Consider the following 19,483-nt stretch of genomic DNA (forward strand, 5'->3'; position numbering starts at 1 on the left):
ATGAAAAACAACCCCTGAGGCGCGAGCCGTCAGGGGTTGCATTGTAGCCGTGCTTACATCAGAACTTGTAGCTGGCGCCGAAGTGGTAGGTACGGCCGTAGTCGACACGGTTGGACGGGTTGTTCTCGTCCGTGGTGAACTCGAGGAACGGTGCGTTGTTCCAGTTCTGGGCCTGGGCATACACGCTCACGCCCTTGAGCCAGCCGCTCTGGATCTCGTACGATGCCTGCAGGTCGACGATGGTGTCGCCCTTGATGAAGGTCAGCTGCTGGTTGTCCTGGAAGTCGGACACCTGGCCCAGGAAGCTCGAACGCTTGCGCGCCGCGGCTGCGACCTGGAAGCCGGCCTTCTCGTAGTACAGGCGCAGATTGCTCACTTTGCGCGACAGGCCCGGCAGCGGAATGCGCACCGCATCGCCACTGACGTTGGCAAAGCCCAGCTTCGGCAGCTCGATGCTGCTGCGGGTATCCGAGTGGTTGACCATCAGGCCAAAGCCGTCGAGGTACTCGCTGACCATCGAGAACGGCAGGTTCGCTGCCAGCTCGAAGCCATAGATGTTGCCGCCTTCGCCGTTACGCGGCTGGGTGAACAGGCCCACCGTCGAACCGGCGAATGGACCGGACAGCGGCAGCGGGGTGGTCGGCGTGATGAATGGCGCGTAGTCGTAGGCGCGCGGCGAACGGAAGATGTAGGTGTCGAGCTTCTTGTAGAAGGTCGCAGCGCTGACATAGGCCTTGTTGCCGAAGTACTTCTCGTACGACAGATCGAGCGCCTTGGCGCGGAACGGCTTGAGCTGCGGGTTACCGCCGCCACCGGTCAGGACAGGCACACCCTGGGTGGCGATACCAAAGCCCTGGCCGGCGCGCAGGTCGTCGAGGTTGGCGCGCGAGACCGCCTTGCCCAGGCCGAAGCGCAGCAGCTGGTCGTTCTTCAGGTCGAACGTCAGGTTCAGGCTTGGCAGCACATCCCAGTACTTGTCGCCCTCTTCGACGCGCTGCGCCGGGCAGGTCTGGGCGGTATTGCCGACGCAACGGGCGCGGTCGACCACGAAGCCGCCGCCGGTCTGGTCGGTGTGGATAGCCTGCACGCCGACATTACCGCGGTAGGACAGGCCGAACATTTCGCCGTCCAGATCAGCCATGAAATAGGCGGTCGAGATGCGTTCCTTGACATCCCAGAACTTGTTGTAGATATCGGCGTCGACCTTGTTGGCCAGCGCGTAGACCGAACCGAGCGAGCCGCGCGGATCCCACGACACCACGTTGAAGCCCGAGGCGCCGGCCTGGGCGATTTCGCTGCCTGGCGCGGCCGCGGCCGCGTATGGGCCACCGTTGCCGGCGATGATCAGGCGGCCTTCTTCGCCGGTACGCGCCTTGTCGCGCGCAGTGAGGTTAAAGCCATAGGTGGTGGCGATGACCGGACCCCATTCGACGGCCTTCTTGGCAGTCAGGCGAATCGCCTTGACTTCGTCTTCCACGTAAGGCTGGGCCAGGTAACCGGCCTGTGGCGAGGTTTCGCCGCCGGACCAGCCCATGACGTCGGTCAGGCGCGCCACCGAACGGTCGGCATAGTTGCTGCCCGGGGTGTATTTCACGCCAGTGACGTTGCTGCCGTCAAAATTGGTATAGCGCAGGGTATCCTGGGCACGGCCTGGCAGGCCGGCGGTGGTTTCGTAGCGCGAGGCCAGCTTGGTCGCTTTCGACCAGGTCAGGTCGGCGGCGGTGGTCCAGTCGTCGAACTTGAATTCGTTGTTCCAGCCGATCGATTTCAGGTCGTCTTCAGCGCCTTCGTAGTGGTTACGGACCACGCCCTTCCAGTTGCTGACGGTGCCGCTGGTGGCCACGCCATTGGCCACGGTGGCCTGGCTCAGCACGTGCTGCAGCTCATACTTGCCGCCGGCATTGTAGGCGACGCCGCTTTCGAAACCGGTCTTCTTCAGGCCGCTTTCGCCGGACGAGTAGAACATGTCGACGGTCGACTTGAAGTTACGGTTAGGACGGTATTGCAGCGTGGCGAAGGCGCCGTCGCGGCTGCTCGTGGCTTGCTCGGTGTCGTAGCCGAAGCCGCCCGGCACTTTCACGTCGACGCCGTTGTATGGCAGCGTGCCGACGCCCCACGAATTGAACTTGGACTGGCCGCCGCCGGTTTCTTCGTAGCTGGTGAAACCGACCGCCACGCCGATGGTGCGGTTGGCGAACTGGTCGATATACGACAGCGTGTAGCGCTCGCCATCGCCTTCTGGCAGGCCATCGCGCTGTTTCACGCCGGTGCGGCTCTTCTTGTAGCTGCCAGCGACGGTGCGCTTGCCGAAGTCGAGCGGCTGCACGGTGCGCAGGTCGATGGTCGAGGCCAGGCCCTGGCCGATCAGGCTGGCGTCAGGGGTCTTGGCGATCAGGATCGAACCGACCAGCTCGGCCGGGAACAGGTCGAATTCAGGCGAGCGGGCATTGCCGGTCGAGGCCATTTCGCGGCCGTTGAGCAGGGTGCCGTTGAAGCTTGGCGACAGGCCGCGCACCGAGATCTCGGCGGCCTTGCCCGAGCTGCGGCTGCGCTGGGCCGACACGCCTGGCAGGCGCGAGATCGACTCGGCGACCGACTGGTCGGGCAGCTTGCCGATGTCTTCGGCCGAGATGGCTTCGACGATCGAGCTGGAATTTTTCTTGATCGAGATCGCAGCTTCGATACCGCGGCGGATACCGGTGACCTGGACCGTGGCAACGCCAGGGGTCGCGCCCGGTGGCGTTGGCTCGGCGGCGGCGGCAGCCTGCTCGGCCGAGGCTGGAGCGGTCGCGACGCTGCTGGTGGCGTTGGTCGTGGTGGTGGTGTTGTCCGCGGTCGATTGCGCGTGGGCGCTGCCCGCGAGCGCGGCCAGGAAGATGGCGCAGCCGGTTGCGACCGGGCTCAGGTGAAATGCGAGGCGGACCGGTTCAGCGGTGCGCTTGGTTGCGAAGATGTTCATGTGTCCCCTCAAAAAGACAGATTTTTATTTTCTCGAAACTACAGCGCAACAGGCAGCACGGCAGCCCCAAGCAAACGATTTATACGTTCTACCGAGAATTTTGTACTAAAACTAGATGCACTGTCAACGAGAGTTGCTTGTGACTACGATAATGGCACGATTTCCCAAAATGATACACAAACACCATTGCAGCGCGTTGTATTTGGACTACAGCGAAGCCTCGCCGATGTTGTAGTCGAACTACAAACGCTTCGCCAAACTGCCGAATCAACGGCTATCAGGACGCCTGGAGAGTCAGAAGCCCCCCTTATAATTCACTTAGGAAAAGAAGATTGTCTTATGGTAATGTGTACTTTGACTAGATGAAATACCCGCTCCAATGTTTGATGTGCAAGGTATCTGTAGTACGCTTTGCCCACCACAACACTGCCAGGCGGTCTTCACGCTCCAGGCGTGGCACATAAGCTGTAGTCTGACTACGCAGTCAGCCCAGCTGCCATCCGGATGCTGGAGCGCCCACACCCTCATGAAACAGTTCTTTGCCAGCATCCTCCTCGGCAGCGCCATACTGGCCCCGGCCGCCGCTGCCCCTACCCCCGCCATCGCACATATGGAACCGCCCTTCTGGTGGGCTGGAATGCAGCACAAGACGCTGCAACTGATGGTGCATGGCGAACGCATCGCCGACCTGGAACCGTCGCTGTCCTATCCCGGCGTGCGCATCGCCAGCGTCACCCGCGTACCGAGCAAGAACTACCTGTTCATCGACCTGGAGATCGGCGCCGAGGCCAGGCCGGGCAAGTTCGACCTGCGCTTTAGCGGCTCCGGGCGCCAGGCCAGCTACGGCTACCAGCTCCTGGCGCGCGAACAGGGCTCGGCCCAGCGCGTCGGTTTCAATAGCAGCGATGCGATCTACCAGGTAATGCCCGACCGTTTCGCCAACGGCAAACCGGCCAACGACAGCACCCCCGACACACTCGAAAAGGCCGACCGCGCCAACGGCTCCGGGCGCCATGGCGGCGACATCGATGGCATCATCGGCCGCCTCGACTACATCCAGAAGATGGGCTTCACGCAGTTGTGGCCAACGCCGCTGGTGGAAAACAACATGCCGGCCTATTCGTACCACGGCTATGCCGCCACCGACCATTACCGGATCGACCCGCGCTACGGCAGCAACGAAGACTTTCGCCGCCTGTCGCAAGAGGCCAGGCGGCGCGGCATTGGCCTGATCCAGGACGTGGTGCTGTCACACATCGGCAAGTCGCACTGGTGGATGACTGACCTGCCCACGCCGGACTGGGTCAACTATGGCAAGTTCGTTCCGACCCAGCACCACCGCACCGCCGTCCAGGATCCGTATGCCTCGCAAGAAGACGCCGACAACTTCACCCGCGGCTGGTTCGTCGAGAGCATGCCCGACCTGAACCAGTCCAATCCGCTGGTTGCCAATTACCTTATCCAGAACAACATCTGGTGGATCGAATACGCCGGCCTGTCGGGCCTGCGCATCGATACCTTCGGCTATTCGGACGGCGCCTTCCTGACCGAATACACGCGCCGCATCATGCAGGAATACCCGAAGCTGAACATGGTGGGCGAAGAATGGAGCAAGCGGGTGCCGGTGGTGGCGCGCTGGCAGCGCGGCAAGGACAACGTCGACGGCTACCGCGCCTCGACCCCGAGCATGATGGACTTCCCGGTAGCTGAAAGCCTGCGCACCGCGCTGGCCGACAAGGATGGCCGCAACATCTTCGGCGACGTCTACGAGACGCTCTCGCTCGACTACCTGTATCCGGAGCCGGGCAACCTGGTGCTATTTACGGCCAACCACGACATGTCGCGCATCTGGAGCGTTGCTGGCGAGGACTTCGACCGCTACCGCATGGGCATGGTGTTCCTGATGACGATGCCGCGCATTCCCCAGTTCTACGTGGGCGACGAAATTTTGATGACCAGCGCCACCAAGGAGCGTGACGACGTCAGCTACCGCAGCGACTTTCCGGGCGGCTGGGCTGGCGACAAGGTCGATGCTTTTGCGGGCACCGGCCTGGGCGCGCAGCAGCGTGCGGCGCAAGACCTGGTACGCAAGCTGGCCAACTGGCGCAAGGGCCAGCCGGTCATCCACCATGGCAAGCTGATGCACTTCGGCCCGCACGACAATACATATGTCTATTTCCGCTACCACGGCAAGGACAAGGTGCTGGTTGCCTTCAATGCCAACCCCAGGGAAATGGTGCTCGATACCGGGCGCTTCCGCGAAATGCTGGCCGGGGTGGCTGGCGGCGTCGATGTATTGAGCGGAAAGCGCTTCGACTTGCGCAGCCAACTGCGCCTGCCGGCAGGCGCAAGCGTGATCCTGGAACTCGATCCGGCCAAATAAGCCGCTGCAAAGGGGCGCTTGCCTCAGGCTGGATCATCCAGCGCACTGTCGGCGGCGCTGCGCGCCTGGCTGCGCGACGGTCCCTGCACCATCAGGTGCAGGCGTCCTTCGAGCACGCGGAAATGCAGTGGCATCGCCATCTTTTCAATTTCGCCGTCGGTGGCGACCTTCAGGCGCTTGCGGCCGTAGACTGCGGGCGTGCTCACCGTCAGGCGCTTGAACGCGAAGGCCTCGACGTCGGCCTCGCCCAGGCGTCCCAGCGCGGCGCGCACCAGCAACCCGAACAGGCCGAGCTTGCCCATGGGGCGCGGCGCAATGGCCACCAGCTGCCCTTCTTCCACCGCCCCGGTGAGCCCGCCCATGCCGACCTGTTCGAGCTGCAGCCGGTTGTTACCGACGAACAGCGTCGTCGTGCGCAGGCGGCGTTGCTTGCCGTCTTGCTCGAGCGTGACGCGCAGGTGGCGGGCCGGACGCAGCATGATCTTGATCGCCGAAAAGATGGCCACCAGCCGGCTACGTCCGTAATGGCGTTTGTCGTGCTCGCGCTCCTCGAGCAGCTTCGGATACATGCCGACGCTGGCGTTCACCAGGAACACCTTGTCGTTGATCATGCCGACCTGGACCGCCCGCACGTGCGCGCGCAGCAGTGAGTAGACCGCTTCGGTCAGGTCTTCGGGAATGCCGTGGGTGCGGCCGAAGTAATTGAAGGTGCCTTGCGGGAGCACGCCGAAGGTGCAGCCGGCCAGCACCGCTTCATGGGCCACCGTGTTGATGGTGCCGTCGCCGCCGGCCGCCACCAGGATGCCGCCGCTGGCGACGGCGCGCCCGGCCATGCTGCGCGCGATGTTCTGCAATTGGGCCGGATCGCCGACCAGTTCAAGCTGGCAGCTGCGGCCGGCGGCGGCCAGCACGGTTTCGATGGTCGAGCGGCGCAGCTCGGTCTCGGAACTGCCCGATCCGGCATTGAGGACAATGAAAAAAGGGGCGTCGGGACGCGGCTCGGTGGTTGGCATCGATGGATCGGCTAGTTGTTGAAGTCTTGTAATAACACCATCGTAGCACCACAGCGCGCGCGCGCCCGTTACCCTTGCGTCAGGCCGGCGCGGGCGACTCCATCAGATAGATATTGACACCCGGCTGGCCCGGATCGAGCACCGCGAATCGGTCCAGGCGCATGCCCAGCTTGAGCAGCAGCCCGATCGAAGCGAGGTTGGCCGGGGCGGCGATCGCCGCCAGTTGCGCGATCCCCAGCGTACGGGCATGCCGGGCGACCGCCTGCGCGGCCTCGAAGGCATAGCCGTGGGCGCGATGGCGAGCCAGGAAGGCATAGCCGATGTCGACCTGGTCGAGCGCCTCGCGCTTGACCAGGCCCGACAGCCCGATGGGGACGCCACCGTCTTGCAGCTCCACCACGTAGAGCGAGTGGCCGCGGCTGCGCTGCATCGCCACCGGTCCTTGCTCAAGCGCCCGGGCTGCCGCATCGAGTGTGCGCAGGCCGCGGTCGCCGATATGAGCGATGAAATCCGGGTCGTTGGTCGGTTCAAGGTAGAAGGCGGCGTCGCCGGAATCGGCCAGCCGCAGGCGCAGGCGCGCGGTGCACAGAATTTCGCGCCGTGCGCAGCTGCCCGCACCTGCGCTCATGCATCCACCGTCGGCCAGTAGTCGGGGTCTTTCAGCAACTGGTACATCACGTAGGCGTCGACATAGCCCAGGTGCTTGTGACGATAGGCCTTGGGCAAGGTGCCGACGATCGAGAACCCGAGTTTCTTCCAGAGCCGCACGGCGGCGGTATTGGTGCTCACCACATAATTGAACTGCATTGCTAGATAGCCCTGCTTGCGGGCCTCGCCGAGGCTATGCTCTCCCAGCAGGCGGCCGATGCCGGCCCCCTGCGCCGACGGACTGACCATGTACGAGGCATTGGCCACATGGTGGCCGCGCCCGACCTGGTTCGACACCAGGCGGTACATGCCGAGCACGCGCGAACCGCCGGCGGTCGCCACGAAGCTGGCCACGTCGGGGCCGAGCCAGTAGGCGTGGCCCGCCTCGCGCGTGAGGGCGGTGGTAAACGGGTAGGTTTCGCCAGCGCTGACATGGACACTGAAAATGCTCCACATCGAGTCGAAATCGTGGTCGCCGGCGCGGCGGATCTGAATGTCTTTCACGGAGCTTGAAAAGTCGGTACCGACGCCTGAAAACGGCCTATTCTAGCCGGGATCGCCGGGCTTTTCTGGCGCCGCTTGCGTATCGTGCGCGGCATGGCGGAAATCGGTTGCGCAAGGCCGTCCGGGCAGGTACAGGCTGGCGCGCGCGGGCGGCGCCTCGGCCAGCACCTGGCCGCGCCGGATCACGATCTTGCGCGCCGCGCGCAGGCGGATCGCCTCCACCGTGGACCCGGCGTCGAGCAGCACCAGGTCGGCGTGGCAGCCCGGCGCCAGGCCATAGCCCTCGAGGCCGAGGATGCGCGCCGGGGTCGCGCTCACCGCCAGGAAGCATTCGTGCATCGCCGCGCTGCCCGTCATCTGCGCCACGTGCAGGCCCATGTGCGCCACTTCGAGCATGTCGCCCGAGCCCATGCCGTACCACGGATCCAGTACGCAGTCGTGGCCGAAGGCGACGTCGACCCCGGCCGCGAGCAGTTCCGGCACCCGGGTCATGCCACGCCGCTTTGGATAGGTATCGTGGCGGCCCTGCAGCGTGATGTTAATCAGGGGATTGGCGATCGCCGCCACGCCGCTCTCGGCGATCAGGGGCAGCAGCTTGCTCACATAATAGTTATCCATCGAGTGCATCGACGTCAGGTGCGAACCGGCCACCCTGCCCTGCAGGCCGAGGCGATGGGTTTCGTAGGCCAGCGTTTCGATGTGGCGCGACAGCGGGTCGTCGGTCTCGTCGCAATGCATGTCCACCCGCAAACCCTGCTCGGCCGCGAATTCGCACAGCAGACGGATCGACTCCGCGCCCTGCGCCATGGTGCGTTCAAAATGCGGGATGCCTCCCACCACATCCACCCCCATCGCGATGGCGCGCCGAAGATTGGCGAACGCGCTGGCACTGCGCAAGAGGCCGTCCTGGGGGAAGGCGACCAGTTGCAGGTCGAGATAGGGGGCGACCAGACGCTTGACTTCCAGCAGCGCCTCGACCGCCAGCAGCCGGTCGTCGCAGATATCGACGTGGCTGCGAATCGCCAGCAGCCCGCGCGCCACCGCCCAGTCGCAATAATGCATGGCGCGCTCGATCAGCGCTTCTTGCGCCAGCAGCGGCTTGAGTTCACCCCACAGGCGGATGCCTTCGAGCAGGGTCCCGCTGCGGTTCACGCGCGGTAGTCCATGGCTGAGCACCGAATCCATGTGAAAGTGGGCGTCCACGAACGGCGGGGTGACCAGGTCGCCGCCGGCGTCGATCTCGCGCGCGCCCCGGGCCGCGAGACGCGTTTCGACGGCGGCGATCCGGCCGCCGTCGATGCCGATGTCGATGCCGCGGCGGCCGTCGGGCAGGGTGGCGTTGCGAATCACGAGATCCATGCGGGCTCCTTGTCTTGGTCGGCTTATTGTAGCGGCTGCTGGCAAGGCGCAGGCGCCCCGACCACCCGGCGCGCCGGACGGTCCTGCTATGCCAGCCGCATCGTTTATGCTGCACCGCAATATTTCTTATCAAGAACAGAGTGTGAGCAGGACAAGTTTCCCTTTGCAAGCAAAGGCATTCATGGATACACTAGCCGATATTGCAGCGCGCCATAAATGACTAAAGGAAACACTATGACTTCACTTGCAGAGCAGTTTTTCGCAGCAGCAGCAGGCAAGACCGCGTTCCCGATGCCGTTTGCGCCAGCGCCCGGGGGGCAGATTCCCGCCCCGTTGCGCACCCAGGTCGATTTGCTGCAATCCTTCACCAGCCAGGCTTTCGACAGCGCCAGCCGCGTCCTGGCCCTGAACCTGGCCACCTCGCGGGCGTCGGTGGAATGCGCCACCCGTGCCGCGCAGTCGCTGCTCGCCTCGCGCGATCCGCGCGACTTCCTGACCCTGGGCGGCGCTGCCGAAGAACAGATGCATAGCCTGATGAGCTATAGCCGTGAACTGATGCGCATTGCGGGGGGTGTGCAGCCGGATGCCGCGGGCTTGGCGGCAACGGCGGCAGACACCGCCCATGCGGCCAGCCCGGCGTCGGACGGCGAAACCGAACTGGTGGTGGTGGCGCATTCTGGCCAAGAACAGCAACAGCAACAGCAGCGCGTAGCCGAGCAGCCGGCAAGCCAGTCCGAGCCGGTGCCCGTCGCCGAACAGACCGAGATCGTGATGGCCGCCGGCCAGGGCGAGCCGCAGGCCGGCGTCGCCCCGCATCCTGCCAGCGCGCCGGTGCCGGCCGCCGAGGCCACGGTCCAGGTGCCGAAAATGGCGCGGCCATCGTCGTCCAGGCGCCGCAAGTAAGCCACCTGAAGCGGGGGGCGGGCGCTACGCTTGACAGGCAAAGCGACTACACTAGCGGGCTTCGGCCCGCTTTGTCGTTCTTCGGCCACATCGTTGGCCACCTCGTCGGGCACTTCATTTTCAAGGAAACTGCATGAGTCTTGCACGGCTGATCGGCGGATTCGTCCGCCGGCATTGGCATGCCTATGTCTCGTCGGCCTTCATGCTGGCCGGTGTGTCAGTCTGCACGGTCTTGATACCGCGCCAGGTGGGCGCGCTGATCGACGGCCTGGCCGCGCACCGGCTCGACCAGCACGGGCTGCTGGTGGGGCTGGGCCAGCTGCTCGGACTGGGCCTGGCTATCTATGTGCTGCGCGTAGGCTGGCGCATCCGCCTGTATTCGGCCGCCTATCATCTTGGGGTCGAACTGCGCACCCGCCTGTATGCGCGCCTGGCGGCGCAGGGTCCGGCCTTCTACGGGCGCCAGCGCACCGGCGACCTGATGGCGCTGGCCACCAACGATATCGATGCCATCGAAATGGCCGCCGGCGAAGCCATGCTGGCCGGTTTCGACGGCACCCTCACCTTGTTGATGGTGCTCGGCATCATGACACTCGGCGTCGACTGGCGCCTGGCCAGCATCGCCCTGCTGCCCTTTCCGCTGATGGCGCTGGCGTTCTGGCGCATCTCGTCGCATATCCACCAGGCCGAAGGCGATGCGCTCAAGCGCTTTTCTGCGTTGAACGACCAGGTGCAGGAGTCGCTCACCGGCGTGCGTACGCTGCGCGCGCTTGGCCTCGAAGAGCGTAGCGCCGCCCAGTTCAGCGAGCTGGCGGGCAAGGCCGCGGACGCGAGCCTGGCCGCGCAGCGCTGGGAGGCGGCCTACGAGCCGGCGGTCGGCCTGACCCTGACCGCCGCTACCGGGCTGACGCTGGGCCTGGGCGGCTACCTGGTCTGGAACAACCAGTTGAGCGTCGGCGCGCTGACCAGCTTTTCGATGTACCTGGGCCAGCTGATCTGGCCGATGTTCGCGGCCGGCTGGGTGCTGTCGCTGATCGAGCGCGGACGCGCGGGCCTGGCCCGGCTGCAGCCGCTGCTGGACGCGCCGCTCACGGTCGACGACAACGGCACGCTGGAGCAGGTCGGGCATGGCCCCCTGGTCGTCGACGGCGTCACTTTCGCCTACGGCGACGCCGAGCGCCCGGCCCTGAGCGAGGTCTGCGTAACCGTGCAGCCGGGCCAGACCCTGGGCCTGGTCGGCCCGACCGGTGCCGGCAAGTCGACGCTACTGCGGGTCTTGCTGCGCCAGGCGACGCCACAGCAAGGCAGCGTCACCTGGGCCGGCCATCGGCTCGAAGACTACCGCCTGGACGCGCTGCGCGCGGCCATGAGCTGGGTGCCGCAAGAGTCCTTCCTGTTCTCGGCCACCATCGCGCAGAATATCGCCCTGGCGCGCCCGGATGCCGCGCGCGCCGAGGTTGAAGAAGCGGCGCGCATGGCCTCGATCCACGACGATATCCTGCGCTTCCCGCAGGGCTACGACACGCCGGTGGGCGAAAAAGGCATCACGCTCTCGGGTGGCCAGCGCCAGCGGGTGGCGATCGCCCGCGCGCTGCTGGCAGACAGTTCGCTGCTGCTGCTCGACGATGCGCTGTCGGCGGTGGACACCGGCACCGAAACGCGCATCCTCGCGCACCTGGCCGAGCTGCGCGCGAGAATGCGCTCAACACCGGGGCCCGCGCGCGCCGCCATCATCGCCAGCCACCGCCTGTCGAGCGTGGCCGCGGCCGACCATATCGTGGTGCTCAAGGACGGCCGCATCCACGAGGCGGGCACCCACGACCAATTGCTGCTGCACGACGGCTGGTACGCCAGCCAGTGGCGCTATCAACAACTGGAGGCCAGCATCGATGCGCAATGACACCGACGCTGCGGCCGGGGACGACCCGTCGGCCGCCACCATGAAAGACCAGGCCAGGCACGCCGCGCGCCTGCTGCGCCGCGCCGCCCACCCCGACCGCCTTCACCTGTACTGGGCCACGCTGTGGCTGGTGCTGGCCGCGGGCCTGGAAGTCATTGGGCCGCTGCTGGGCAAGATGCTGATCGACGACCACCTGTTGACGCGCAACCTGGACTGGAACCGCATCTGGCTGCTGCTCGGGGGCCTGGTACTCACCGGCTGGACCGCCTCGTGGATCCGCTACCTGCAGCTGATCCGCCTGTCGGGCCTGGCGATGCGCTCGGTGCGGCGCCTGCGCGAATGGGTCTATGGCCACGTGCTGCGCCTGCCGATGCGCTTTTTCGACCATGCCATCACCGGCCAGCTGGTCAGCCGGGTCACCAACGACACCGAAGCGGTCAAGACGCTCTACATCCAGGTTCTGTTCGTGATGCTCGATTCAAGCATCGTGCTGGTCGGCACACTGGCGGCAATGGCCTGGCTCGACTGGCGCCTGATGCTGGTGGTGCTGGCGCTGGTGCCGGCGGTGGTCGGCATCGTCTGGCTCTACCAGCGCCTGTCGGCGCCGGCGGTAACGCGCGCGCGCGCCCTGCGCAGCGACATCAACGGCCAGATGGCCGAGTCGATCGGCGGCATGAGCGTGCTCCAGGCCAGCAATGCGCAGCAGCGTTTCGGCGCGCGCTTCCTGGCCACCAACCGGGCGCACCGGCGCGCGCGCCTGGCCGAACTCAAGGCCAATGCGTTTTTGCTGCGTCCGGCGCTGGATTTGCTCAACGTGGTGCTGCTCACCGTCGTGATCTACGGCTTCGGCCGGCGCGAAATGAACGCCATCGAGGTCGGGGTGCTGTACGCGTTTATCACCTATATCGCGCGGGTGGTCGAGCCGCTGATCCAGATCACCATGCAGTTCAGCGGCCTGCAGCAGGCAGTGGTCGCGACCGCGCGCGTCGAGGCCCTCATGAATGAGGCCGGCGCCGCCGAACATGCGCTGGGGCGCATCGGCAACGATGCCGCGTTCGACGCGCAGGCTCCAGCGGTGCGGGTAAGCGGCCTGGACTTCGGCTACTCCGAGGGCCAGCGCGTGCTGCACGACCTGTCGCTGGACGTGCCGCAGGGCGCGTTCTTCGGCATCGTCGGCCATACCGGCAGCGGCAAGTCGACCTTGCTCTCGCTGCTGCTGCGCTACTACACCGCCGACCGGGGTAGCATCGAGATCGGCGGCCTGAACCTGGCCTCGATCGGCAACCAGCGCTTTCGCAACGAGGTGGGCCTGGTGCCGCAAGATCCCTTCATCCTGGCCGCCACCGCACGCGAAAACATCGACATGGGGCGCGGCCTGGCGCAGGCAGACATCGAGGCGGCGGCGCGCGCGGCGCATGCGCACGGCTTCATTTCGATGCTGGAACAGGGTTACGAGACCCAATTGGGCGAAGGCGGCTCGCGCCTGTCGTCCGGCCAGAAGCAGCTGGTCGCGGTGGCCCGCGCGCTGGCTGGCCGGCCGCGCATTCTACTGCTGGACGAAGCCACCTCGCGCATCGACAGCGCCACCGAACAAATCGTGCAGGAAGCACTGGAAGAACTGCGCGGCACGGTGACCATCATCGCGATCGCGCACCGCCTGTCGACCATCCGCGCAGCCGACCGTATCATCGTGCTCAACCACGGGCGCATCACCGAGCAAGGATCGCACGAGGCCCTGATGCGAATCGAGGGCGGGCTGTACCAGCGTCTGTATCTGCTGCAGCAGATCGCGGTGTAGCGATTATGGATATTGGCAGGATTAGCCACGGCTCCAGTTGAAGCACCCTGCCGGCACACCGGCGCCGCTTACCAACAGGGCGCCATGGCGGTAGAAGTCCCAGCGCCGCTGCGCGGGCACCGCCACCACCACCACAGCCATGGCGCGGTCGCTCCAGACCAGGCGCGCATCGAGGGCGTCGAGCGCGGCGAAGACCTGGCGCGGGCCGGCGCCGGGCGCGAACACCACCGTGGCCAGGCCGGTCTGCGCCGGCGGCAGCAGGGCCCAGGCGCCGGCGCCTGAGGTGACGGCGGCCAGCACCAGCATGGCGGCCGCGCCGTTGAGCCCCCCGCCTGCGCCCTTGCGCAGCAGGCGCAGCCCGAGTGCCAATGGCAAAATCCCGAACCCGGCCAGCCATAGCAGGTCCCATAGCAGCGGATTGGCGCTGTCGATGCGGATACGGTGGATCTGCAGCAGCCAGTGCGACAGCACCGTATCGGCGATGTGCCAGGCACCGAATCCGACCAGCAACGCCCCCAGCAGCGGCCATCCCGGGATACTGGCCGCAGCGCGTTGGTGCTGCTGCCACCACAAGCCGGCCAGTGCGGCCAGTGCGATCACATACATCAGCGCGTGGAAATAGCCGTCCCACAGAACCTGCAGGCGCAGGTCGTCCATGCCCGCTACCTGGCTCAGCAGATGATGCCACTGGAGGATCTGGTGCAGCAAGATACCGTCGAAGAAGCCGCCCAGCGCGAACCCCAGCGCAACGGCCCAGCGGACCCACGATGCTTTCCACATTGCACACACCTCGCGTCGATGCAGGACCGCTCCAGTATAGCCAACCTGCCCCCTGCACCAGGCACGCTTGCCAGCGGCAACCGCTAGCGGCGGCTCCAGGCGATCCCGGCCGCCAGCGCCGCGAATCCTGCCGCAACGAAGCTTGCTGCGGACAGCAGGCTGGCGGCGCCGTGGAAGCCCACGATATCCATCATCGGCACCCCCGTGACATTGATCATGACGTAGAGCCCGAACAGGAACAGGCCAAGGAACAGCCGCGGCGTACGGCTCAGCTGGCCGAGCAGGGCCGCCACCGAGGCCAGGGCCACCATGCCGGCAGCGGCGGCAAAGGCGCGCACCGGCTGGTCCATGCTCCAGCGCAGCACCAGCACGCCAATGAACAGCGCGCCGAGCAGCACCGATGCCGCCCACTGGCGCACGAAGCGCTGGCCCGCGCCTCCGGGCAGCGCGCCGCTCAAGCCATCGCAGCCGGCACTGAGGTCGCGCGTGGTGCTCTCGCTGCTCAAGATGCCCCAGTAGGCGAGCGCGCCGGCCAGTACGCCCGGCAGCAGCGCGCCGGGCAGCAGCGCCGCGCTCACGCTGCTGGCGGCGATGGCCAGGATCGCGCCGGGCGCCGTGGTCAAGACCAGGGCCAGCTCGGCCAGTACCTGCCCCGGGGCGCCCGGCGTGCGCGCGGCCAGCCGCATCAGCGGTTGCACCAGGCGCGCCAGCGGCCGCAGCCAGCCATTGAGCACGGCCAGTGGCGAACGGCGCCGACGCGCCCTGCCGGCCTTGACGCGGTCGGGCGAGAACCGGTGGAACAGCATGGCTGCCGCCAGCAACGGGGCCATTGCCAGCAGGCCAGTCAACAGGCGATTGGCGATGTGGGCGCCGCTCCATAGCCATTGCGGCAGCGCATGGGCCGGGAGCGCGGCATCGAAGGCGATGGCGCCGACGCCCACGTTGTCGGTGCCCAGCTGCAGCTGCATCACCTCCATGGTCAGGGCAAGGCCGGTGAAGTCGACGAGCGACACGGCCGGGGGCGCAACGCCCTGCTCGACCATCGGGCCGAGCGACAGCATCGCCATCCAGAGCAGGAAATACAGGATGTCTCCGCCCTTGCCCATCAGCGGCGCCCAGCTGTCGCAGAGCACCGCGCAGCTGGCAGCGAACAGCACCATCGGCAGCAGCATCACGCAATAGGTTTGCAGGTAGACCAGAGGCTGGACCGGGCCTTCGCCGCGTAGCAGGTGCAGCAGAACCATGGTGAGCATGAACGCACCGAGCAGGATCGCCAGGCCGCCGACGGTTCCGAGCCAGCGGCTGGCCACCAGCAGCAGGTTGCCCGCAGGGGTGGCGCCCACCACCGCGCCGATGCCGCAGCGCAGGTCTTCGCCGGTGCGCCCGCGTGCCAGGTAAAAGCCGGCCAGCGAGAACAGCAGGCCGGCGAGGCTGGCGCTGCCCAGCGCCAGCGCCGAGCTGGTGTACAGCACTCGCGCCCCGTCCACCACCAGCAAGGTACTGCCGCCCGCAGGGTCGGCAATCATGGCCCAGCTGATGGCGGCGATCGCCAGTACGGTAGCCAGGGTCGACAGGCGGCGCATGCGCAGCCGCACTTCGTTCGCCGCCAGCACGCCCACGGTGCGCAATGAGACATGCCGCATCATGCGGCCTGCGCCTGCAGCGCATAGCGCTGCGCCATCAGCGCTTCTTCCAGGCTCGGCTCGGCCTCGCAAGCGCCAAGGCAGGGCAGTTCCGGGTGGGCGATGCGCAGCGCCACACGCTCTCCCTGGCGCTGCGCCTGCAGCACATGGACGCGCTCGCGCAGCGCCGCGTAGTCGTGCTCGGCGACCTTGACCGTCCAGATCTGGCCACGGGCGCGCTGCAGGATCGCCGCTGGCGTCTCATGCGCCACCAGCCGGCCGGCGCGCATGACCACCAGTTCGGTCGCGATGCTCTCCACGTCCGACACGATATGGGTGGACAGCAGCACCAGCTTGCCCTGGCCCAGCTCGGCCAGCAGGTTGCGAAAGCGCAGCCGCTCTTCCGGATCGAGGCCGGCGGTGGGCTCGTCCACCACGAGGATGTCAGGATCGTTCAGCAGGGCCTGGGCAATCCCGAGCCGGCGCTTCATGCCGCCCGAGAACGATGCGGCGGCCCGGTGGGACTGGTCGTGCAGGTTCACCAGTTCGAGCAGGTGGCGAATGCGGGCACTGTCGCGTACCCCCTTGAGCGCGGCGAAATACTGCATGAATTCGAGTGCGCTCAGGTTCGGGTAGACGCCGAAATCCTGCGGCAGGTAGCCCAGCCGGTGCCGGATCGTCTCGGGCTTGCGGGCGATATCGACCCCGTCGAACAGGATCTGGCCGCTGGTGGGACGGGTCAGCGTGGCAATCATCTGCATCAGGGTCGACTTGCCGGCGCCGTTGTGGCCGATCAGGCCGGCAACGCCGTGCCCGAGGCTGAGCGTGACGTCCTGCACTGCCCTGACTTGTTTGCCAAAATGCTTGGTGACGCCGCGCAGTTCAAGCATGCGTATCTCCTTGTTGGAATAGTTGGCTCAACTATAAGAAAATGTCGCAGCGGTGAACAGAAATTTGCGACAGGCCGTCGAAACGGCGTCACGGGCGTCAGATGAGTGGTCCGGACCCGGCCTGCGTGGTGCTGTCAGCGCCTATTTGTATGTGTCATTTTAGTGACAAGCGAATAGATATTTAATTTCCTAAGCGCAACAGGAATATAATGTTTCATTCATCTTGTATTACTTTTTGTTGGCTACCCGAGACCGCTCATGCTTAATAGCCCGCCTCGCACCACCGCGCGTACCCGACGCATCGCGCTTGCCGCGGTGCTGAGCATTGCGGCAGCGACGGCCATGGCAGGCGCGGACAAGGTCAATGACGCGGCTCCGCTGGCGCAGCGCCTGGCCGATATCCGCGAAATCAACAAATACGCGGGCAAGCGCGCCCTGCCGCTGCTGCAGGCCATCGAGGCCGAGGGCCGCGCCGCGCCGCTACCCGAGCGCATTGAATTCCTGAACCAGCTGTCCAACGCCTATGACGCGGTAGGCAAGCTCGACGAAGCCAATGCGGTCGCGGACGAGCTGGTGGCGCTCGGCCGCCAGTACGAGAACAATGCCGCGCTGGCCAAGGGTTTGCTGCGCAAGGCGTATATGGCCTACCGCGGCTCCGAGCTGGCCGAGTCGCACCGCCTGGTGTGGGAAGCGGAAAAGCTGGCCGCTACCACCGATGACGCCGAGCTGAAAGTGCGCGCGGCGATCTCGTCGGGCGATTCCTGGGCCGAGGAAGGCAATTTTCCAAAGGCACTTGAGCGCCTGCAGACCGCGGCCACGATGGCGCGCAAGAACGGCGACCCGGTCCAGGTGGTCATGTCGCTCAACGCACTGATCAGCCTGTATGGTCAGATGCGCGAATACGACAAGGGCTTCGAAGCACTGGCCGAAGCGCTCGAGGCGGCGCAAAAGACCAATTCGCCTGGACGCATGGCAACGCTCAAGCATGCCGAATATGGCCTGGCCGTGTCCACCGGGCAGTACCAACGCGGCCTGAAGGCGCTGCTGGAAAGCCTGGCGATCGAGCGCAGCATCGGCGCCGATTCGATGGTGGCCTATTCGCTGGTCAACCTTTCGGACTGCTACCTGAAGCTGCGCGATTACCGTAACGCCGCCACGTATGCCGAGCAGGCCGTCGCTGCCGCCCGCACCCTTAACGACGCCGGACTCGAAGCGACCGCGCGCCTTAACCTGGGCCAGGCCTACCTGGCCCTGGGCCGCGTCGCCGAAGGCAAGCGCCATATCGAAGCCGGCATGACGGCCTACGAAAACCTCGGCGACCAGCCCGAACTGCAGATCGTGCTGGTCGAATACGGACAGGCGCTCGAGCGCATGGGCGACCTGCCCGGCGCACTGCGCGCCTACCACCGCGAGCGCAAGATCTCGAACGAGCTGTTCCAGAAACGCCGCCAGCGCGCGGTGCTGGACCTGCAGGAAAAATACGAGACCGAGAAGAAGCAGCGCCAGATCGAACTGCTGCGCAGCGAGAACGAAGTCAATCGCCTGCAGCAACGCATCATCTGGCTGCTGGCGGCGATCTTCGCGCTGACGGCGGTCGTGGTCGGCCTGCTGTACCGCAAGGTACGCCATGCCAACGCCCAGCTGTTTGAGAAGAACAAGGAACTCAAGCAGCAGAGCGTGCGCGATCCGCTGACCGGACTGTACAACCGCCGCCACTTTTTGGATTACATGCGCAGCGAGCCGCAGCCGCAGCCGCAGCCAAGCATGCGCGCCGCCGGTGCGATCGCCAGCGAGCAGTGCGGTGGCCTGTTCCTGCTCGACGTCGACCACTTCAAGCATATCAACGATACCTATGGCCACGCCGCCGGCGACGCCGTGCTGACGGCCATCTCGGCCAGCCTGCGCGAGATCCTGCGCGAAACCGACATGATCGTGCGCTGGGGCGGTGAAGAATTTTTGGCCTTCTTGCCGACCGTGCCGCGCCACCGCCTCGACGAAGTGGCGCAGCGCATCCTGAGCGGCATCTCGGCGGTATCGATCGCGCATGGCGGCCACACCCTGGCGGTCAATGTCTCGATCGGTTTCGCACCCTTCCCGCTGGCCTACGGCGACGAGGTACTGCCGTGGGAGCGCGCGGTCAACGTGGTGGACATGGCCTTGTACCTGGCCAAGGCGCATGGCCGCAACCGCGCCTATTGCGTGCGCAGCTTGGGCGACCCGGCCGAGGTCAGCCTCGAGGACATCGAGCAGAACCTGGAGCGGGCATGGCGCAATGGGCAGGTCGACCTGTCGGTGGTGCATGGCACCGTGCTGGAGCAACGGGCCAGCGCCTGAGGTGGTAGCGCACGCGCTTTAGCGATGCGCGCGGCCAGGCACGGCAACGACTAGTCGGCGATGTCCTTGATTTTCTCGCCGGCGTCTTCCACCTTCTTGCCGACCTGCTCGGCAGTGCGCTCGAGACCGCCCTTGGCGTCCCGGGTCGCGTCCTTGATCTTGTCGCGCGCTTCGGCGGTGGCGCGGTCGGCCCGGGCCAGCTCGTTTTCGACCTGGCGCGACACCCGCACGCCGGCATCGTCGAGCGCCTTGCCGGCCTTTTGGGCCGGCCCGACTGCGTCGTCATCACGGTTGCAGCCAGCCAGCGCGGCAAGCGCCAGCAGCATGACAAGGATCGGGGTTTTCATGTCGCACTCCTGCTATCTAGTTGCCAATAAGCATACACCGATG

At 66.0% G+C, this 19,483-nt stretch carries 14 protein-coding genes; 5 read left to right on the forward strand and 9 right to left on the reverse strand.

Annotation, left to right across the window (positions count from 1 at the left end; translation table 11 throughout):
* Positions 1 to 58 precede the first annotated feature (58 nt).
* The gene (locus NRS07_RS16205; RefSeq protein ID WP_259208759.1) at positions 59 to 2,959 is read right to left on the reverse strand and encodes a TonB-dependent receptor; all 2,901 of its coding nucleotides are present in this window, start codon (positions 2,957 to 2,959) and stop codon (positions 59 to 61) included.
* 526 nt (positions 2,960 to 3,485) lie between these two features.
* Here NRS07_RS16205 and NRS07_RS16210 point away from each other — a divergent pair.
* Positions 3,486 to 5,342, forward strand: a complete 1,857-nt coding sequence (locus tag NRS07_RS16210; RefSeq protein WP_259208761.1) for a glycoside hydrolase family 13 protein — start codon at positions 3,486 to 3,488, stop codon at positions 5,340 to 5,342.
* Between the two features lie 23 nt (positions 5,343 to 5,365).
* Here the strand turns inward: NRS07_RS16210 and NRS07_RS16215 are convergent, their stop codons facing one another.
* From NRS07_RS16215 to NRS07_RS16230, 4 genes are all read right to left on the reverse strand, one after another.
* Positions 5,366 to 6,355, reverse strand: a complete 990-nt coding sequence (locus tag NRS07_RS16215) for a diacylglycerol kinase family protein (RefSeq protein WP_259208764.1) — start codon at positions 6,353 to 6,355, stop codon at positions 5,366 to 5,368.
* A 79-nt stretch (positions 6,356 to 6,434) separates the two neighbouring features.
* Positions 6,435 to 6,983 (reverse strand): GNAT family N-acetyltransferase, encoded by a 549-nt coding sequence (locus tag NRS07_RS16220; RefSeq protein ID WP_259208765.1) that lies wholly within the window; start codon positions 6,981 to 6,983, stop codon positions 6,435 to 6,437.
* Positions 6,980 to 7,507, reverse strand: a complete 528-nt coding sequence (locus NRS07_RS16225; protein ID WP_259208767.1) for a GNAT family N-acetyltransferase — start codon at positions 7,505 to 7,507, stop codon at positions 6,980 to 6,982. Before NRS07_RS16225 ends, NRS07_RS16220 begins: the two co-directional genes overlap by 4 nt.
* Before the next feature lie 42 nt (positions 7,508 to 7,549).
* Positions 7,550 to 8,866, reverse strand: coding sequence for an amidohydrolase family protein (locus NRS07_RS16230; protein ID WP_259208770.1), 1,317 nt, complete (start codon positions 8,864 to 8,866; stop codon positions 7,550 to 7,552).
* A gap of 234 nt (positions 8,867 to 9,100) precedes the next feature.
* Here NRS07_RS16230 and NRS07_RS16235 point away from each other — a divergent pair, with 234 nt between their 5' ends.
* From NRS07_RS16235 to NRS07_RS16245, 3 genes are all read left to right on the forward strand, one after another.
* Entirely contained in the window at positions 9,101 to 9,769 is a 669-nt protein-coding gene (locus NRS07_RS16235; protein WP_259208771.1) for a phasin family protein, read from the forward strand.
* A 133-nt stretch (positions 9,770 to 9,902) separates the two neighbouring features.
* On the forward strand, positions 9,903 to 11,669 hold the full coding sequence (locus tag NRS07_RS16240; protein ID WP_259208774.1) for an ATP-binding cassette domain-containing protein: 1,767 nt from the start codon (positions 9,903 to 9,905) through the stop codon (positions 11,667 to 11,669).
* A gap of 40 nt (positions 11,670 to 11,709) precedes the next feature.
* Positions 11,710 to 13,467 (forward strand): ABC transporter ATP-binding protein, encoded by a 1,758-nt coding sequence (locus NRS07_RS16245; protein ID WP_259213300.1) that lies wholly within the window; start codon positions 11,710 to 11,712, stop codon positions 13,465 to 13,467.
* Between the two features lie 21 nt (positions 13,468 to 13,488).
* On the opposite strand, the gene NRS07_RS16250 is transcribed toward NRS07_RS16245, so the two are convergent.
* The 3 genes from NRS07_RS16250 to NRS07_RS16260 form a co-directional block, all read right to left on the reverse strand.
* Complete coding sequence (locus NRS07_RS16250; RefSeq protein ID WP_259208776.1) at positions 13,489 to 14,247, reverse strand: DUF2243 domain-containing protein; 759 nt, start codon at positions 14,245 to 14,247, stop codon at positions 13,489 to 13,491.
* A gap of 83 nt (positions 14,248 to 14,330) precedes the next feature.
* The gene (locus NRS07_RS16255) at positions 14,331 to 15,893 is read right to left on the reverse strand and encodes a hypothetical protein (protein WP_259208777.1); all 1,563 of its coding nucleotides are present in this window, start codon (positions 15,891 to 15,893) and stop codon (positions 14,331 to 14,333) included.
* Positions 15,890 to 16,759 (reverse strand): ABC transporter ATP-binding protein, encoded by an 870-nt coding sequence (locus NRS07_RS16260; protein ID WP_259208780.1) that lies wholly within the window; start codon positions 16,757 to 16,759, stop codon positions 15,890 to 15,892. The genes NRS07_RS16255 and NRS07_RS16260 overlap by 4 nt, the downstream gene beginning before the upstream one ends.
* A gap of 258 nt (positions 16,760 to 17,017) precedes the next feature.
* On the opposite strand from NRS07_RS16260, the gene NRS07_RS16265 reads away from it, so the two are divergent.
* Entirely contained in the window at positions 17,018 to 19,093 is a 2,076-nt protein-coding gene (locus NRS07_RS16265) for a GGDEF domain-containing protein (protein ID WP_259208781.1), read from the forward strand.
* Positions 19,094 to 19,143: 50 nt separating this feature from the next.
* On the opposite strand, the gene NRS07_RS16270 is transcribed toward NRS07_RS16265, so the two are convergent.
* Positions 19,144 to 19,440 carry a hypothetical protein gene (locus NRS07_RS16270; protein WP_259208783.1) on the reverse strand — a complete coding sequence of 99 codons (297 nt, stop codon included), beginning with the start codon at positions 19,438 to 19,440 and terminating at the stop codon, positions 19,144 to 19,146.
* Positions 19,441 to 19,483: the final 43 nt, after the last annotated feature.

This window comes from Massilia sp. H6, from assembly GCF_024802625.1.
Lineage (GTDB): Bacteria > Pseudomonadota > Gammaproteobacteria > Burkholderiales > Burkholderiaceae_D > Telluria.

Excerpts from the sequence above, each read along its gene's own strand:
- NRS07_RS16240 (WP_259208774.1), top strand. The coding sequence starts at position 9,903 with ATGAGTCTTGCACGGCTGATCGGCGGATTCGTCCGCCGGCATTGGCAT.
- NRS07_RS16255 (WP_259208777.1), bottom strand. The coding sequence starts at position 15,893 with ATGATGCGGCATGTCTCATTGCGCACCGTGGGCGTGCTGGCGGCGAAC.
- NRS07_RS16220 (WP_259208765.1), bottom strand. The coding sequence starts at position 6,983 with ATGAGCGCAGGTGCGGGCAGCTGCGCACGGCGCGAAATTCTGTGCACC.
- NRS07_RS16245 (WP_259213300.1), top strand. The coding sequence starts at position 11,710 with ATGAAAGACCAGGCCAGGCACGCCGCGCGCCTGCTGCGCCGCGCCGCC.
- NRS07_RS16265 (WP_259208781.1), top strand. The coding sequence starts at position 17,018 with ATGCTTAATAGCCCGCCTCGCACCACCGCGCGTACCCGACGCATCGCG.
- NRS07_RS16210 (WP_259208761.1), top strand. The coding sequence starts at position 3,486 with ATGAAACAGTTCTTTGCCAGCATCCTCCTCGGCAGCGCCATACTGGCC.
- NRS07_RS16250 (WP_259208776.1), bottom strand. The coding sequence starts at position 14,247 with ATGTGGAAAGCATCGTGGGTCCGCTGGGCCGTTGCGCTGGGGTTCGCG.
- NRS07_RS16215 (WP_259208764.1), bottom strand. The coding sequence starts at position 6,355 with ATGCCAACCACCGAGCCGCGTCCCGACGCCCCTTTTTTCATTGTCCTC.
- NRS07_RS16235 (WP_259208771.1), top strand. The coding sequence starts at position 9,101 with ATGACTTCACTTGCAGAGCAGTTTTTCGCAGCAGCAGCAGGCAAGACC.
- NRS07_RS16230 (WP_259208770.1), bottom strand. The coding sequence starts at position 8,866 with ATGGATCTCGTGATTCGCAACGCCACCCTGCCCGACGGCCGCCGCGGC.
- NRS07_RS16270 (WP_259208783.1), bottom strand. The coding sequence starts at position 19,440 with ATGAAAACCCCGATCCTTGTCATGCTGCTGGCGCTTGCCGCGCTGGCT.
- NRS07_RS16260 (WP_259208780.1), bottom strand. The coding sequence starts at position 16,759 with ATGCTTGAACTGCGCGGCGTCACCAAGCATTTTGGCAAACAAGTCAGG.
- NRS07_RS16205 (WP_259208759.1), bottom strand. The coding sequence starts at position 2,959 with ATGAACATCTTCGCAACCAAGCGCACCGCTGAACCGGTCCGCCTCGCA.